This is a genomic window from Acidobacterium sp. FHG110202_01 (assembly GCF_059115305.1).
Window position 1 is genome coordinate 662,146 of the sequence record NZ_JBZYWJ010000001.1, and the last position, 14,309, is coordinate 676,454.

Annotated in this window: 16 protein-coding genes; 12 read left to right on the forward strand and 4 right to left on the reverse strand. The window is 56.5% G+C overall.

The genetic code is table 11. From position 1 onward, the window contains the following. The first annotated feature begins 10 nt into the window (after positions 1-10). Both corA and AC5S16_RS02660 read left to right on the forward strand, forming a co-directional pair. Positions 11-877, forward strand: coding sequence for a magnesium/cobalt transporter CorA (gene corA / locus AC5S16_RS02655; protein ID WP_493928455.1), 867 nt, complete (start codon positions 11-13; stop codon positions 875-877). Positions 878-951: 74 nt separating this feature from the next. Beyond that, entirely contained in the window at positions 952-2,127 is a 1,176-nt protein-coding gene (locus AC5S16_RS02660; RefSeq protein ID WP_493928456.1) for a glycosyltransferase family 4 protein, read from the forward strand. A gap of 1 nt (position 2,128) precedes the next feature. On the opposite strand, the gene AC5S16_RS02665 is transcribed toward AC5S16_RS02660, so the two are convergent. The 4 genes from AC5S16_RS02665 to miaB all read right to left on the reverse strand — a co-directional run bounded on the left by AC5S16_RS02665 (position 2,129) and on the right by miaB (position 6,609). Then, positions 2,129-3,652 (reverse strand): lipopolysaccharide biosynthesis protein, encoded by a 1,524-nt coding sequence (locus tag AC5S16_RS02665; protein WP_493928457.1) that lies wholly within the window; start codon positions 3,650-3,652, stop codon positions 2,129-2,131. Positions 3,653-3,775: 123 nt separating this feature from the next. Further along, complete coding sequence (locus tag AC5S16_RS02670) at positions 3,776-4,690, reverse strand: glycosyltransferase family 2 protein (protein ID WP_493928458.1); 915 nt, start codon at positions 4,688-4,690, stop codon at positions 3,776-3,778. A 53-nt stretch (positions 4,691-4,743) separates the two neighbouring features. Beyond that, positions 4,744-5,229: a bifunctional nuclease family protein gene (locus tag AC5S16_RS02675; RefSeq protein WP_493928459.1), complete on the reverse strand. Its 486-nt coding sequence runs from the start codon at positions 5,227-5,229 to the stop codon at positions 4,744-4,746. A 12-nt stretch (positions 5,230-5,241) separates the two neighbouring features. Next, positions 5,242-6,609 (reverse strand): tRNA (N6-isopentenyl adenosine(37)-C2)-methylthiotransferase MiaB, encoded by a 1,368-nt coding sequence (gene miaB, locus AC5S16_RS02680; protein ID WP_493928460.1) that lies wholly within the window; start codon positions 6,607-6,609, stop codon positions 5,242-5,244. A 75-nt stretch (positions 6,610-6,684) separates the two neighbouring features. Between miaB and AC5S16_RS02685 the strand changes: the two genes are divergently transcribed. From AC5S16_RS02685 to AC5S16_RS02730, 10 genes are read left to right on the forward strand one after another with little or no spacing between them, the layout of a single operon-like run. After that, on the forward strand, positions 6,685-7,668 hold the full coding sequence (locus AC5S16_RS02685; RefSeq protein WP_493928461.1) for a threonine dehydratase: 984 nt from the start codon (positions 6,685-6,687) through the stop codon (positions 7,666-7,668). Next, positions 7,665-8,111: a PaaI family thioesterase gene (locus AC5S16_RS02690; protein ID WP_493928462.1), complete on the forward strand. Its 447-nt coding sequence runs from the start codon at positions 7,665-7,667 to the stop codon at positions 8,109-8,111. Before AC5S16_RS02685 ends, AC5S16_RS02690 begins: the two co-directional genes overlap by 4 nt. 11 nt (positions 8,112-8,122) lie before the next feature. Further along, positions 8,123-8,557: a MerC domain-containing protein gene (locus AC5S16_RS02695; protein ID WP_493928463.1), complete on the forward strand. Its 435-nt coding sequence runs from the start codon at positions 8,123-8,125 to the stop codon at positions 8,555-8,557. Positions 8,558-8,600: 43 nt separating this feature from the next. Continuing rightward, entirely contained in the window at positions 8,601-9,557 is a 957-nt protein-coding gene (gene pdxS / locus AC5S16_RS02700) for a pyridoxal 5'-phosphate synthase lyase subunit PdxS (RefSeq protein ID WP_493928464.1), read from the forward strand. 15 nt (positions 9,558-9,572) lie between these two features. Then, entirely contained in the window at positions 9,573-9,854 is a 282-nt protein-coding gene (locus tag AC5S16_RS02705; RefSeq protein ID WP_493928465.1) for a UPF0175 family protein, read from the forward strand. Beyond that, on the forward strand, positions 9,851-10,345 hold the full coding sequence (locus AC5S16_RS02710) for a PIN domain-containing protein (protein WP_493928466.1): 495 nt from the start codon (positions 9,851-9,853) through the stop codon (positions 10,343-10,345). The genes AC5S16_RS02705 and AC5S16_RS02710 overlap by 4 nt, the downstream gene beginning before the upstream one ends. Continuing rightward, a complete protein-coding gene (gene pdxT, locus AC5S16_RS02715) occupies positions 10,342-10,953 on the forward strand; it encodes a pyridoxal 5'-phosphate synthase glutaminase subunit PdxT (protein WP_493928467.1) in 612 nt (203 codons plus the stop codon). Before AC5S16_RS02710 ends, pdxT begins: the two co-directional genes overlap by 4 nt. A gap of 14 nt (positions 10,954-10,967) precedes the next feature. After that, positions 10,968-11,813, forward strand: a complete 846-nt coding sequence (locus AC5S16_RS02720) for a cytochrome c oxidase subunit II (protein ID WP_493928468.1) — start codon at positions 10,968-10,970, stop codon at positions 11,811-11,813. Next, entirely contained in the window at positions 11,774-13,498 is a 1,725-nt protein-coding gene (locus AC5S16_RS02725; protein ID WP_493928469.1) for a cytochrome c oxidase subunit I, read from the forward strand. Before AC5S16_RS02720 ends, AC5S16_RS02725 begins: the two co-directional genes overlap by 40 nt. Before the next feature lie 25 nt (positions 13,499-13,523). Further along, positions 13,524-14,282, forward strand: coding sequence for a cytochrome c oxidase subunit 3 (locus AC5S16_RS02730; protein ID WP_493928470.1), 759 nt, complete (start codon positions 13,524-13,526; stop codon positions 14,280-14,282). Positions 14,283-14,309: the final 27 nt, after the last annotated feature.

The window sequence follows — 14,309 nt, forward strand, 5'->3', positions numbered from 1 at the left end:
CTCAAACGCTATGGAATGGCATTACATCATCGACGCCCACAGCAAGGAACTGGATGAACTGGAACTTCGCTATCATCTCCATCCCTTGCACGTTGAAGACTGCCGGCAACGCCAGGAAAGCACGAAGATCGAAGAGGGTGACAGTTACCTCTTTACCGTGATCAAGTGTGTCGAGATCGCGCAGGACGGCAGCCTCGTCGCGCACGATATTGACCTCTTTCTGGGGCGCGACTACCTCATTACAGTCGTTGAGCCGGATGACAAAGATGCGCAGCAGCACCTGGACCGCCTGCGTATGTCCAACAATCAGCCGCGCGCAGACCAGCTGTATTACCACATCCTCGATGCAATCGCCGACGCCTTTTTCCCTCTGCTTGACAAGTTCAGCGACACCATCGATGAGCTCGAAGATGAGGCCATGCAGTCAGCGACGCCAAAGACGCTTTCCCGTGTCTTCGAAAACAAGCGCATCCTCATCGAACTGCGCCGCATTCTGGTGCATACGCGCGATGTCGCTGCGCATCTCCAGCGCGTTGAGTCGCCTTATATCAAGCGCGATCTGTGGCCCTTCCTGCGCGATCTCTACGACCACATCGCCCGCAATCTCGACCAGGTGGAGATCCTGCGCGACCTCCTGAGCGGCTGCCTCGATGTCTATTTATCGAGCGTGGCCAACCGCACGAACCAGGTCATGAAGGTGCTCACTGTTCTCAGCACCATTGCCCTGCCCGCGCTGGTCATCTCCGGCATTTACGGAATGAACGTGAAGGGCCTGCCGGAATCAGAGGCGAACCACGGCCTTTATATTGTGCTGGGCCTGATGGCGACCTGCACCATCGTGCTGCTGTGGATTCTACGGAAATTCAACTGGTTATGAAAATACAGACCATGGGCTTGTCTTTCTCTGTATTTTGCATCCTGATACAGTGAAAACTGTCTGAACACTTCTGCATGCAGATCATCCAAGCCACGTTTGGGACATTTCATGCTTTTGACCTTGCCAGGGAGCTTTATTCCCGTCATCACCTGAAGCAGATATATTCGACTTATCCCTGGGCGCGCCTGAAGCGCGAAGATCTTCCACGGGCATATGTCAGTACCTTCCCCTGGATACACACACTTCAATTGGGACTAGGACGCTTTCTGCCGCTTCCAAAGAGAATCGATAACGAGATAGCTCTGGCCAATGGAGCGATGTTTGACGACTGGGTTTTGAACAAGCTCAAGCCCTGCGATGCCTATATCGCTCTTACAGGTTCCGGAAAGAAAAGCGGAAAGCGCGCGCAGGAGCTTGGCGCGAAATATATTTGTGACCGCGGCTCATCGCATCTTCGCTATCAGTGCGAAATCATGGCAGACGAGTACCGAAGATGGGGTGTGCTTGACCACGTTCTCGATCCTTCGCGATTCCTTGAGCGGGAAGAAACGGAGTATGAAAATGCAGACGCCATCACAGTGCTCTCAGAATTTGCGCGCAGATCTTTTATCGAATGCGGAGTTCCCGCAGCCAAGCTGCACAAATTTCTTCTTGGAGTACGGCTCGACCGCTTTCATCCCACTGGCGAACCTCCATCGGGTTCTTTCGACATTTTGTTTGCCGGCGCCGTCAGCTTTCGCAAAGGCATACCATACCTGCTGGAGGCATTTCGCCGGCTAAAGCATCCACGCAAGCGTCTCAGGCTGGTGGGATCCGTGACCAGAGAAATTCTGAGTTTTCTAAAAACACAGGACCTGAGTCATGTAGAGATGCTCGGACCGCTTCCACAGCCCGAACTGGCAAAGCAAATGAGCAAAAGCCATGTGCTGGTGCTTCCTTCCGTTGAAGACGGATTTGGCATGGTGATGCCGCAGGCTATGGCATGCGGCTGTCCTGTGATCAGCACAGTGAACACAGGAGGGCCCGACCTCTACAACGATAGAGAAGCAGGTTTTCACGTACCCATCCGTTCACCCGAGGCAATTCTTCAGGCCATGCAGCAGCTGGCAGATGATCCCGGATTACAGCAGAGAATGAGTCACGCGGCACAGGAGCGTACGAAAGCCATTGGCGGCTGGCACGAATATGGCGAAAACTATACTGGTTTTCTGCAACAGCTCTGCGGAATTGCTGATCCGGTCGAACCCTGAATCACTGCCGCCTGGCCGCAAATATAGGAAAACGTCCGCTGACTTTTTGCCACAGCAGAGAACGCACTTCGTCAACACGGAATATCCAATAAGAAAACGCAAGCGTGATTACCGCTGCGAGTACTGCCAGAGAGCCTTGCGTCACGTAGGAGAAATCCGTAATGTGATAAACCGGCCACAGGAAAAGCAGTGCCCCTACTGCCAGCATGACAAACAATTGATATACCGGAGTACGGTCCACTTTCGCCTGCTCGCCAAAGAGTTTTACGTTCAGGTGCAATAGATAAAGCATCTGCACAATTTCCGCTATCAGCCAGGTCAACATATATCCATTAAGCCCCAGCCATATCATCATCGGCACTGCCGCCAGCAGCTGAATGCCATAGGCGACAACCGCCATATAGGAGATATCGCGCACCTGGTTGCTCGAGAACTGAAACTGATATTTGTGATCTTTGATGCCCTGTATCGAGACTGCCAGGCCAAGCAGCAGACAGAAAGCAGGCTGATAGAGATAGCCTTTGTGCAGCCATACCTGGAGCAACAGCGGAGTCGCAAGCATCACGCCGAACGTAATTGGCATGATCATGAGCAGAATAATCCGCTCTGAAAACTCATATAGTTTATGCAGCTTGCGCCAATCCTGCTGGCCGAACATAATGGTGATCTCCTGGCCAAGAGAGCTTGTCAGCAGAACGAGCAACCGTCTGCTCATGGAGTAAATTGTGCGCGTCACGCTGAAAACTACAACCGCTTCAGGGCCAAGCAAACGCTGAATCAGAATTGTCGGCACCTGGAATGCCATTACCATCGCAGAATAAAGCAGCCCATAATGCGCGCATGGTTTCAGCATTGCCACCAGAGATCCCTTCTTCCAATAGCGCAATGAAGGACGGATATCAGGCGCGCGGCGGCTGAAATCTACGATAAGGAAAACGGATATAAGAAGCGTCAGCACAAGCTGAACACCGGCGATAACAGGAAATGGAGCACGCTTGAGCACCAAACCAACCTGCAAAAACATAACCAGAAGATCTTTTAAGTTGGAGAAACTCTGGCTGCGATGCAGCAAGCCAATCACCATGTAACTGTTCACGAAAAAGCCGCTGATCATGTTGGCCATGACCTGACAGCCAAGAATATAGAGTGTCCATTGCGCTTCCTGCTGCGGAATCGTGAGACGCAGCCAGGAATTCAGAGGGACAAAAAATATGGCCAGCAATACAACGCTGATAAACAGAAGCGCCGACAGAAGAATTCTCAATCCGGCCGACTGCACTTCTCGCGCTTCCTGCAGTTCCCCACGGTTGAAATGGATCGTCACCTGCGTATTGGTATAGGTCTGCAATCCATAATTCAGCGTGCCCAGATAGGAAATAGCCGCGCTTAAAGTCAGCCATTGCCCGTAAAGACTCACGCCGTAGGCATGAAGAAAGGCGGGAGGAAGCAGCAGCTGCGTCAGAATAGTAAGTATCTGACTTGAGTTATAGACTGCGAACAGCTTTCCGATACGGCGTAAACTCATAAAACCATGCCTGTGAAAGACACTCTCGCTCCGTCGTTTTGAAATTTACTGCTGACGTCGGTCTAAACGCCGGGCACATCGGAAAGCCGGTCCAGCTTTCCCGAAGGCGACGGCAAATACGGGCTACTGGTATTTTAACGAGGCCTGCTCAATGGCCATGCCGATGCCCTGCTCAGCTTTCAGGATAACTTCCGGCAGGAGACGGTAGCGGAGTGAAAGCAATGTCTTTGCGGAATTCTTGAATTTCGTTCTAATAAAAGCAGAAGAAGTCTCCCCCGCACTCTCCGGATTCTCCATTACCTGTCGGTCCAGTAATGAGCTCAGCTCTGCATCGAGATGTGTTTTGACAAAACTCCGTACCACTTCCGTCGCACTGCGCCACTTATCCTCATTACTATATCCAGCGTTAGAGCCATGGACGCGATAGTAGCCCAGGGGCTTGCGCACAAATTTAGCCTTGCCTCTGACTCCTGCCATCAGAGCCCAATACCAGTCAGTCGCCAGATCGCCTTCGCGAGGGAGAACAGGCGCCTGTAAAAGTATCTCGCGGGAAAAAAGCGTAGTGCTGATGATATACACATTGCCCCGGGTGAAATACCTGTAACCTTCGGGCGGCTGCAAAACATGCTTCGGCTGGGCGATGCCCCTGGCTCGCATGGGAACCAGTCTTTCGTTGCATTCGAGGCTGGCCGCAGAGATCAAGCCGATACCCGCTTCTAACTCCCGGCGCATGGTCTTCACATAGGAAGGCATAAGGGCATCATCGGAAGAGAGAAAGCAGACATAGTCTGTTCTCGCGTTCTCCAGGAGAAAGCGATAGTGCTCTCCGATACTGATCCGGTGCGCCGGCCGGATGATGCGAACACGCGGAATCCCCCGATACTCCGAAACAATTTCAAAGCTTCTGTCCGGAGAATTGTCATCGGATATCAGAAGTTCGTCGGCGGGTACGGTCTGCGCCAGGACTGATTCGATCGTGGTGCGTATGTAGCGCTCAGACTTGTAGCAGGGAATACAAATCGAGATGGTCGCAGACATCCAGCAAGCCTCATGAACAGAATTTCGTTGGACTCGAAGAGCGCGTTCGTCCGCTACATCTTGTAGCGGCCCAGGTCTTCGTCGTTGAGGTTTTCCAGCCAGCGGCGCAGCTCTTCCTGCGTTGCCTGATCGGCGGGGTTGGGAATGACCTTGGCCACGCGCAGCACCTCCTCGTTGACATAGATCGGGCAGTCGGCGCGCAGCGCGAGCGCAAGAGCGTCGGAAGGACGGCAATCGATTGTCACGGTCTCACCCTCCTGGTCGAGCCACAGCACTGCATAGAAGGTATCGTCTTTAAGTTCTGTCACCACAACACGCTGGACATTCGCGTTCAGGCCCTGGACGACATTCTTGAGAAGATCATGCGTCATCGGGCGCGGCGTCGTGGCCTTCTCGACCTCAAGAGCGATGGCATTTGCCTCATAAAGGCCCACCCAGATGGGCAGCACCGTGTCCCCCTGAATGTCTTTGAGAATGACGATGGGCGCATTCGTCGCTGGGTCGACCATCAGGCCCCGGATTTTCATCTCGATTTCCATGTGGCTTCCCCTTTATGCGACGGCTTCGCCTACCAGGCTGTTCGGGAAACTCTTCGTCACCAGCACCGGCAGATAGCTGCCTGTCGCTGGCAGAATAGGCTGGCTGGCAGTGAAGTTCAACGTCTTATTTTGCGATGTTCGTCCGATCACCTGTCCACGTGCCTGATTGTATCCCTCGACCATCACTTCAAGAATCTGCCCTATATGTTTGCCGTAATTCACTCTCTGCGTCTCGCGCTGACGGTCGAGCAAAATCTGAAGGCGTTGTGATTTCACTTCATCGGGAATCGAATCAGGCATCGCCAGCGCCGGAGTATTCGGACGAGGCGAGTACTTGAAAGCAAATACGCCGTCGTACTGGACTTCACCGAGCAGAGTGATGGTCTGCTCGAAATCTTCCGGCATCTCACCCGGAAAACCGATAATGATGTCCGTAGTCATGCTGATGTGGCGTTTCGCTGCCTTGATCCATGAGATGCGTTCGAGATACCACTCGCGCGTATATTCGCGCTGCATCAGTTTCAGCACGTTCGATGAGCCGCTCTGCACCGGCAGGTGCACATGGTCGCAGAGCGACGGCACCGCATCGATCGCCTCTACAATGTCGCGGGTAAAGTCGCGTGGATGCGAAGTAGTAAAGCGCACACGGCGGATACCCGGAATCTCACCAACGGCGGCAAGAAGCTCAGCAAATGATTTCTTCCCTTCCGGATCGCGATACGAATTCACATTCTGCCCGAGCAGCTGGATTTCGGTATATCCGCGATCTGCCATATGCTGCGCTTCAGCCAAAACGGATATGGAAGTCCGGCTGCGCTCCTTGCCCCTCGTGTAGGGAACAACGCAGTAAGCGCAGAACTTGTCGCAGCCTTCAATAATGGTGATGTAGCCGCGATGCGGATTCGAGCGGACAGTGAACTCCGTATCGAAGGTTTCTTCAGTCTTGCGATCATCGAGCCCGGTGATTTTCGTATCGCCAAGTTCCAGCCGCACCAGCATTTCCGGCAGTTTGCGATACGAAGCCGACCCGGCAACCAGCGAAACATAAGGCGCGCGCTCGAAGATACGCTCGCCTTCCTGTTGGGCTACGCATCCGAGCACGCCGAAGCGCTTGCCTTGCGCGGTCAGCTTCTTGTAGTCGTTCAGGCGATTGAAGACCTTCTGCTCCGCTTTGTCGCGGATGGAGCAGGTGTTGTAGAGGATCAGGTCGGCATCCTCTTCTGCTTCCACCTGGCGGTAGCCCTGCTGCACAAGAGTACCGATGACTTTCTCCGAGTCATGCGCATTCATCTGACAGCCAAAGGTTTCAAGATAGAAGGTTTTCGAACACGCCACTGCAGCCGTTGCCTGCGGCGCGCCCAGAATTTGGAAATCCGCCATAACTTCCCTGATTATATCGTTGTCGATAGGCGATATCCTTGCTGCGTCCTTTCTATTATTGACGAATCAAAAACTATGACGACACATCTACAGGTCATGCAGCTCCCCACTCTTGACGAAATCCGTCTGGCGGCCGAAACCGTGCGCACGGTCATGCCGCCTACCCCGCAGTACTCATGGCCGCTGCTGAGCGAGCGCGCCGGAGCTGAAGTATGGGTGAAGCATGAGAACCACTCTCCCGTTGGCGCATTCAAGCTGCGCGGAGCAGTGTTGTATACAGACTGGCTCAGGAAAAACCAGCCGTCCGTCACAGGAGTCATTGCCGCCACACGCGGCAATCACGGGCAAGGCGTAGCGCTTGCCGCAACCCGCGCCGGCCTCAAATCCATCATCGTTGTGCCTCACGGAAACAGCCTCTCGAAAAACCGCGCCATGCGCGCTCTGGGCGCGGAGCTCATCGAACACGGCGAAGACTTCCAGGCATCGCTCGAACATGCCATGTCGCTCGCCGAAGCACAGGGCCTGCACTTCGTTCCTTCCTTCCATCCATTGCTGGTGCATGGAACGGCGACCTATGCCTACGAAATGTTGAGCCAGATTCCTGAGCTCGATGCGATTTACGTCCCGATCGGCCTCGGCTCTTCCATCTGCGGAGTCACCGCCGTCCGCAATGCTCTCGGGCTGAAGACGAAGATCGTCGGCGTGGTTGCCGCAGGCGCTCCCGCTTACGCACTTTCCTTCCGTGAAAAGAAAGCCATCCCGCACGCTGCAAATTCACGCCTCGCCGATGGCCTCTCGTGCCGTGTGCCCGTGCCCGAGGCACTGGAAGTAATCCTTGCGAATGTCGATCACATCGCCGAAGTCAGCGAGCAGGAAATTGCTGCCGCCATGCAGGCGCTTTACGAGGACACGCACAACATCGCCGAAGGCGCAGCCGCAGCAGCGCTCGCAGGCCTGTTCAAAGAGCGCAATGCGCTTGCAGGCAAACGCGTCGGCTTCGTTCTGACCGGAAGCAACGTCGATCGGGACATCTTTCTCGGAGCCCTGCAGCAGGCATGAGTGGGAAAGACCTCATTCCACTTGCGCATGAAGCCTTGAACCGCTGCTTCGGCTGCGGAACAGCCAACAAATCCGGCTTGCGTCTCAAATTCTTCGTGGATGAAAAGCAGCAGATCGTCTGCCAGGTGCGCCTGGCTCGCCGCTTTGAGGGCCCTCCGGGCTATGCGCATGGCGGCATTATCGCCACGCTGCTCGATGAAGCCATGAGCAAGGCCAACCGCCTTCATGACATCACGGCCATGACGCGCGAGATGCAGGTGGAGTATCTCAGGCCTGTGCCTCTGCAGCAGCCGCTCACGCTTACGGCTCAGCGCATGTCGCATGAAGGCCGCAAAAATCATTGCGAAGCCGCCATCGCAAATGCCGCAGGAACAGTACTCGCTCGAGGCAAGGCGCTGTTCATCACCATCGACCGGGCAAAGCTGGCACAATTTGTAAGGTAGTCTATAGCCTTATGTCCAGAAACCGTGACCCGCTCTCCGCCCGCGCCGACCGCCTTGGCATCATCCTTTCTGCGGCCTGCTTCGTCCATTGCATTCTGACGCCAATCGTCCTTTCCTCGGCGGCGGTATGGGCACACTTCCTGCCTTCAGAAGAAAGGTTCCACCGGACATTGGCTGTAGCAGTTGCTGCTCTCGGCGGCTTTGCCATCATCAACGGATACCGCCGCCATCGCCGCGCCCGCGTTCTGTCGCTGATGATCGCCGGCCTTGCACTGATCTTTGCCGGAGCATGGTGGGGAGACCGCCTGCCTTCGCATCTTGCCGAAATCGCCGTCACTATGACCGGAAGCTGCCTGATGATTCTGGCTCATCTCTACAACCACACCTTCTGCAAAAACTGCGCCTGCGCAGACGACTCCTGCAACGCGGAAAACGGTATAAACTAATAGTTCAAAAGAAATTTATCAGCGCGCAAGCAAGAGGGACATCATGGCAGACCTGCATCAGAACAACGGCACACCATCTTCGACCAGTCTTCGCCTCAAGGTAGGCCTGGCCGAGATGCTGAAGGGCGGCGTCATTATGGACGTCATGAACGTCGAGCAGGCCCGCATCGCCGAAGAAGCGGGCGCCGTCTCCGTCATGGCGCTCGAGCGTGTTCCTGCCATGATCCGCGCTGAAGGCGGCGTTGCGCGCATGGCGAATCCCAAGCTCATCAAGGAAATCATGGGCGCCGTCTCCATCCCTGTGATGGCCAAGGCCCGTATAGGCCACTTCGTCGAAGCGCAGGTGCTGCAGGACATCGGCGTCGACTTCATCGACGAGTCCGAAGTCCTCACTCCCGCCGATGAAGCTCACCACATCGATAAGCACGCGTTCACCACGCCGTTCGTCTGCGGCGCGCGCGACCTGGGCGAAGCCTTGCGCCGCATTGCTGAAGGCGCAGCCATGATCCGGACGAAAGGCGAGGCAGGCACCGGGGATGTCGTCCACGCCGTCAAGCACATGCGCCAGATTGTCCGCGAGATGCGCGCGCTCACCGTTCTCTCTGACGACGAGCTTTACGTCGCCGCCAAGGAACATCGCGCCCCTTATGAGCTGGTCCGCATGGTCGCAAAGGCCGGCAAGCTGCCGGTGCCGAATTTCTCAGCCGGCGGCATCGCCACTCCGGCTGACGCAGCGCTGATGATGCAGCTTGGAGCCGAGACTGTCTTCGTCGGCTCGGGAATCTTCATGAAGGAGCGCGCCACTCCGCTTGATGTGGAACATGACACAGCAGAACGCGCCGAAGCCGTCTCCCGCGCCCGCGCCATTGTCATCGCCACAACGCATTACAACGACCCGAAGATTGTCGCCGAAGCCTCCGAGCAGGTCACCGGAACGATGAAGGGACTGGCCGTCTCCATGCTCGAACAGGAGCAGCTGCTGCAAACAAGAGGCTGGTAGCAGAAAGCCTGCACGATGAACATGCATATTGAATTACAGCTTCCGGACGATGTCGGATCTGTTCTACAGGCCCAATATTCCGACCTCTCTCGCGCTGCACTCGAAGCGCTGGCTCTTGAGGGATACCGCACAAGAAGCCTGACGGAAAGCCAGGTGCGGCGGCTGCTGGGATTCGAAACAAGAATGGAAGTCCATGCCTTTCTCAAGGAGCACGGAGTTTCTTTGAACTACTCCATGGATGATCTGGAACAGGATTTAGCAGGGATCAATCAGGATCAAGACAAGCGCACAGCATGATCGTTGTTGCTGATACTTCACCCATCAATTATTTGGTTGTGCTTGGCTACATAGAAGTTCTGTCTCACCTCTATGGGCGCGTGCTGGTTCCTGAAAAAGTTGCGGAAGAGCTTGGGCGCGATAAAGCCTCCGCTGAGGTACGCGCCTGGATAAACCGCCCTCCCCAATGGCTCGAAATCGTTGCATGCCCGACTGAAAACGATCCATCGCTGATTCATCTTGATCCAGGAGAACAGGAAGCCATTGCCTTGTCGCACAAGGTTCATGCAGACTATCTGATCGTTGATGATGCGGCAGCGCGAATCGAAGCATCCCGGCGGAACATCGCTGTAAGAGGCACACTGGGCGTTCTTGCACAAGCCAGCCGGAATAACCTGCTGGACCTGCCTGCTGCACTGGCAGCACTGCAAAAGACTACATTCTTTGCTGGCCCCGAACTCATACAGCGATTGTTAGAGGAAGATGCAAGAAGGAAGAAAACAGGGGAATGAACGCGCAATCAGAAGGACTATCACCTCTTCGTATCGGCGTCCTAGCCATTCAAGGCGACTACGCCGCCCACGCTGAAGCCCTGCGCGAGGCTGGAGCGGAAGCTGTTCTCATCCGCAAGCCCGAGGAGCTCGCAAATATTGACGGCCTCATCATCCCTGGTGGAGAATCAACAACATTTCTGAAGTTCCTCGCGCGTGACGGCTTCCTTGAAGCGCTGCAGTCCTTCGTCAGGCAGAAGCCGACCTTCGGCACCTGCGCCGGATGCATCCTGCTGGCAAAAGAAGTCCGCAACCCATCGCAGGAGAGCTTGGCTGTTCTCGACGCTACCGTCGAGCGCAACTCCTATGGTCGCCAAATCGACAGCTCCATCCACACCGCGGAAACCAGGCTCCCCGGCGGTCCGCTTGAGATGGTCTACATCCGCGCGCCGCGTATCGTAAAAACCGGCCCCGAAGTCGAAATTCTGGCCGAGCGCGACGGCTTCCCTGTCCTCGTGCGCCAGCAGCATCTTCTTGCAGCCACCTTTCATCCCGAGCTTTCTTCGGACCGCCGCGTCCATCAACTCTTCCTCGATCTGGTCAGAGAACAGCAGAAGCAGCACGCCTGAGCGACAATCAAACTATGCACCCGCTCCACGGCCTCCATGCAGCGCTTCTGATCGAAGGCCGCGTGTCGTGGATGCCTCCCGATGGCGCGCTGTACGGCCCAGCCATTGACCGCCTGATGCAGTTCAACCTCGTTGCATTAGGACTGCTGTTTGTGCTCGCGCATATTGTGCTGGTGCTTGCGTTCCTGCGATCGAAGAGGCATCCTCAGCTGGGGCAAAAAGCAGGTCCTTCGACTGCGGTTTCCGCCCAGGATGACAACCTATATTGGAATGCCGCTCGCAGCAGCAAAACCGCGATCTGGAAATTCGAAATCCTTCCCCTGCTCGCTCTCATCGCCCTCTACGCAGGACTGGCGATCGCCGCCCAGCGCCTCTGGGCCGCCATCCGCTTTCAGGGATCATCGCCAACAGCTCTGCAGGTCGAAGTCATCGGAGTCCAGTTCCAGTGGTACTTCCGCTATCCGGGAGCAGACGCCGCCTTCGGCATCACCCGTCCTGAATTAGTCAATGCCCCTGCAGGAAATCCACTGGGCCTCGATCGCACTGACCCGCACAGCAGGGACGACATCGTTTCCAGCATCCTCGTCCTGCCCGCCGGCCGCGAAGTTGATCTCGGCATCCGCTCCATCGACGTGATCCACGGATTCTTCATCCCCGGCATGCGCATCAAGCAGAACGCTGTCCCCGGCATGGAGATGCATATTCACTTCACGCCAGCGGTCGCGGGCGATTACCCCATCCTCTGCTCGCAGGTCTGCGGATCAGGCCACGCACGCATGCAGGCACACCTGCGCGTTGTCTCGGAGGCCGAGTACGAACAATGGCTGGCCGCTCACTCGCGGAAAGGCACAGGATCATGATGCGCTATCGTCCTTTCTCCACCGACCACCGCAGCATTGGCATCAACTATCTTTTGCTCGCTCTGTGCGCGGTGATCACGGGCACGCTGCTGTCGATCTTCATGCGCATTCACATCATCGCGCCCGACCTCAAGCTGCCGGGCTTCGGCGCGGTTCCTCCGGAAGGCTACCTCGCGCTGGTGACCATGCACGGCACGCTCATGGTTTTCTTCGTGCTCACTTCGGCTCCGGTGAATGGCTTCGCCAGCCTCATTCTTCCCGCGCAGATCGGCGCAGAGAGTATGGCCTTGCCGCGCCTGAATGCATTGTCGTTCTGGCTCACTGCATTATCTCTGGCTGTGCTGCTTGCGGCATTCTTCGTTCCTGGCGGAGCACCTATCTCCGGCTGGACACACTATCCGCCGCTCAGCGGGATTGCCTCCGCCGGGCCCGGCCAGGCTACGGGCATGGATCTCTGGCTCGTGAGCATCGGCATCTTTTGCATTGCTTCCCTGCTTCACGCCGTCTGCCAGCTGACGACCGTCGTGACCAGACGTTGCACAGGAATGACGCTGATGCGCATGCCGCTCACCGCATGGTCATGGCTGGTGACGGCGGTGCTGATGCTCTTTGCCTTCAGTGTGCTCATTGCCGCTGTGGTTCTGCTGCTCAGCGACCGCCATTTCGGCACTGGATTCTTCATTCCTACCGGTGAAGTGATCAACGGAGCGCTCTATGACTCTACCCATCCGCACGCCAACGGATCGCCGATGCTCTGGCTGCATCTCTTCTGGTTTTTTGGGCACCCCGAGGTCTACATCGCTGTCCTGCCGGCCATGGGACTTGCTACCAGCCTCATCTCCAACTTCGCGCGCCGCCCGCCTATAAGCTACCGCTTCATGGTGGCCACGACTCTGATGATCGGCCTCTTCGGCCTTATGGTCTGGGGGCATCACATGTTTGTCAGCGGCATGAACCCCTACGCCGGCACCGCCTTTGGACTCATGACCATGGCCATCGCTGTCCCCAGCTCCGGGACAGTTCTGGGATGGCTGGGCACGCTTGTGCTCGGGCGATCGACTCGCGTGCATCCGCTGCCCACCCCGATGCTCTTCACACTAGGCTTTCTCTCCTTCTTCATCGCCGGAGGGCTCACCGGCCCCATCCTTGCCCAGCCTGTGCTTGACGCCTATCTGCACAACACTTATTTCGTGGTCGCGCACTTCCATCTCATCATGGCTATGGCCGGGGTCTTCGCCCTCTTCGCCGCGGTCCACTACTGGTTCCCGCTGATGACAGGCCGCCTCATGAACGAACGCCTGGGCAAGTGGCATTTCTGGCTCTCACTCCTGGGTGCTTATGGAACCTTTTTTCCCATGCACTTCGCCGGACTCGCCGGAATGCCGCGCCACTATGCTCAGCTGACGGGCAGCACTTCTGCTCTGACGTCGCTTGTGCCTTTGCAGACCGGTATCAGCCACTCGGCTTTCTTTCTATCCGGGGCACAGTTGCTTTTCCTCATCAACCTCATCTGGAGCGCGCGCAGCGGTGCTCCCGCGGGAGAAAATCCCTGGCAGGCTACGACGCTCGAATGGGCATCTGACCTATCAGGCGTTCAAGTGCACAACGAGCCCTACAGCTACAGTTTTGATGGAAATTCACTGAGACCTAGAATGCAGTGTGCCGTCAAACAAAAACAGGAGTAAGCTGTAGGCGGAGGTAAATTGCGTCATGCCCGCGACCTTCACCCGTTCCACGACTGATATCGAACGGAAAGACACTGGAATTGGGGGCAAGCCACCGCTCGACCGACGGCCCACTGGCGGCGGCGGAGGCGATGACAACTGGGACAACCATTCCCAGGGACGACGCGGCCCGCGCGAGCTGCTCAACCGCTACCGCCTCGGGCTCTTCTTCGCGCTTGCCGGCGACCTCATGTTCTTCATCGCCCTAGTAAGCGCTTTCTACGTCCGCCAGAGTGCCGGACATTTCGACCCGCGCGACAACTATGTTTCCGACTGGCACCCGCTGGCCGTTCCTCCCATTCTCTGGATCAACACCGCGATCCTGCTCATCAGCAGCGCAACCATCGAGATGGCCCGCCGGCATCTGTTTCATGAAATCGACGTGATGGAAGAGTGGCTCGGTCTCGGCCGCCCCGCCGTCCGCCGCGCAGCTCCCTGGCTCATCGGAACCGCCGTACTCGGCGCGCTTTTTCTTGCCGGGCAGTGGATTGCCTGGCAGCAGCTCGCGTCGCAAGGACAGTTCTTTGCCACCAACCAGAACAGTCATTTCTTCTACCTGATTACTGCCACACACGGCGCCCACCTTGCGCTCGGCATCTTCGCTCTTGCCGGAGCGCTCTGCGCTCTCTTCCTGCTGCGGCGCGTTGAAATGCGCCAGATTGCCGTCGATTGTACCGCCTGGTACTGGCACACCATGGGCGCCTTCTGGATTTTCCTCTTCGTCCTGCTGACCTATTTCCAGTAAGCAAATGCGGGCCCACATCTTGAAACG

What these genes read in the sequence shown, in the direction of transcription:
- corA (WP_493928455.1), top strand. Translation starts at nt 11, where the DNA reads ATGGAATGGCATTACATCATCGACGCCCACAGCAAGGAACTGGATGAA.
- AC5S16_RS02660 (WP_493928456.1), top strand. Translation starts at nt 952, where the DNA reads ATGCAGATCATCCAAGCCACGTTTGGGACATTTCATGCTTTTGACCTT.
- AC5S16_RS02665 (WP_493928457.1), bottom strand. Translation starts at nt 3,652, where the DNA reads ATGAGTTTACGCCGTATCGGAAAGCTGTTCGCAGTCTATAACTCAAGT.
- AC5S16_RS02670 (WP_493928458.1), bottom strand. Translation starts at nt 4,690, where the DNA reads ATGTCTGCGACCATCTCGATTTGTATTCCCTGCTACAAGTCTGAGCGC.
- AC5S16_RS02675 (WP_493928459.1), bottom strand. Translation starts at nt 5,229, where the DNA reads ATGGAAATCGAGATGAAAATCCGGGGCCTGATGGTCGACCCAGCGACG.
- miaB (WP_493928460.1), bottom strand. Translation starts at nt 6,609, where the DNA reads ATGGCGGATTTCCAAATTCTGGGCGCGCCGCAGGCAACGGCTGCAGTG.
- AC5S16_RS02685 (WP_493928461.1), top strand. Translation starts at nt 6,685, where the DNA reads ATGACGACACATCTACAGGTCATGCAGCTCCCCACTCTTGACGAAATC.
- AC5S16_RS02690 (WP_493928462.1), top strand. Translation starts at nt 7,665, where the DNA reads ATGAGTGGGAAAGACCTCATTCCACTTGCGCATGAAGCCTTGAACCGC.
- AC5S16_RS02695 (WP_493928463.1), top strand. Translation starts at nt 8,123, where the DNA reads ATGTCCAGAAACCGTGACCCGCTCTCCGCCCGCGCCGACCGCCTTGGC.
- pdxS (WP_493928464.1), top strand. Translation starts at nt 8,601, where the DNA reads ATGGCAGACCTGCATCAGAACAACGGCACACCATCTTCGACCAGTCTT.
- AC5S16_RS02705 (WP_493928465.1), top strand. Translation starts at nt 9,573, where the DNA reads ATGAACATGCATATTGAATTACAGCTTCCGGACGATGTCGGATCTGTT.
- AC5S16_RS02710 (WP_493928466.1), top strand. Translation starts at nt 9,851, where the DNA reads ATGATCGTTGTTGCTGATACTTCACCCATCAATTATTTGGTTGTGCTT.
- pdxT (WP_493928467.1), top strand. Translation starts at nt 10,342, where the DNA reads ATGAACGCGCAATCAGAAGGACTATCACCTCTTCGTATCGGCGTCCTA.
- AC5S16_RS02720 (WP_493928468.1), top strand. Translation starts at nt 10,968, where the DNA reads ATGCACCCGCTCCACGGCCTCCATGCAGCGCTTCTGATCGAAGGCCGC.
- AC5S16_RS02725 (WP_493928469.1), top strand. Translation starts at nt 11,774, where the DNA reads ATGGCTGGCCGCTCACTCGCGGAAAGGCACAGGATCATGATGCGCTAT.
- AC5S16_RS02730 (WP_493928470.1), top strand. Translation starts at nt 13,524, where the DNA reads ATGCCCGCGACCTTCACCCGTTCCACGACTGATATCGAACGGAAAGAC.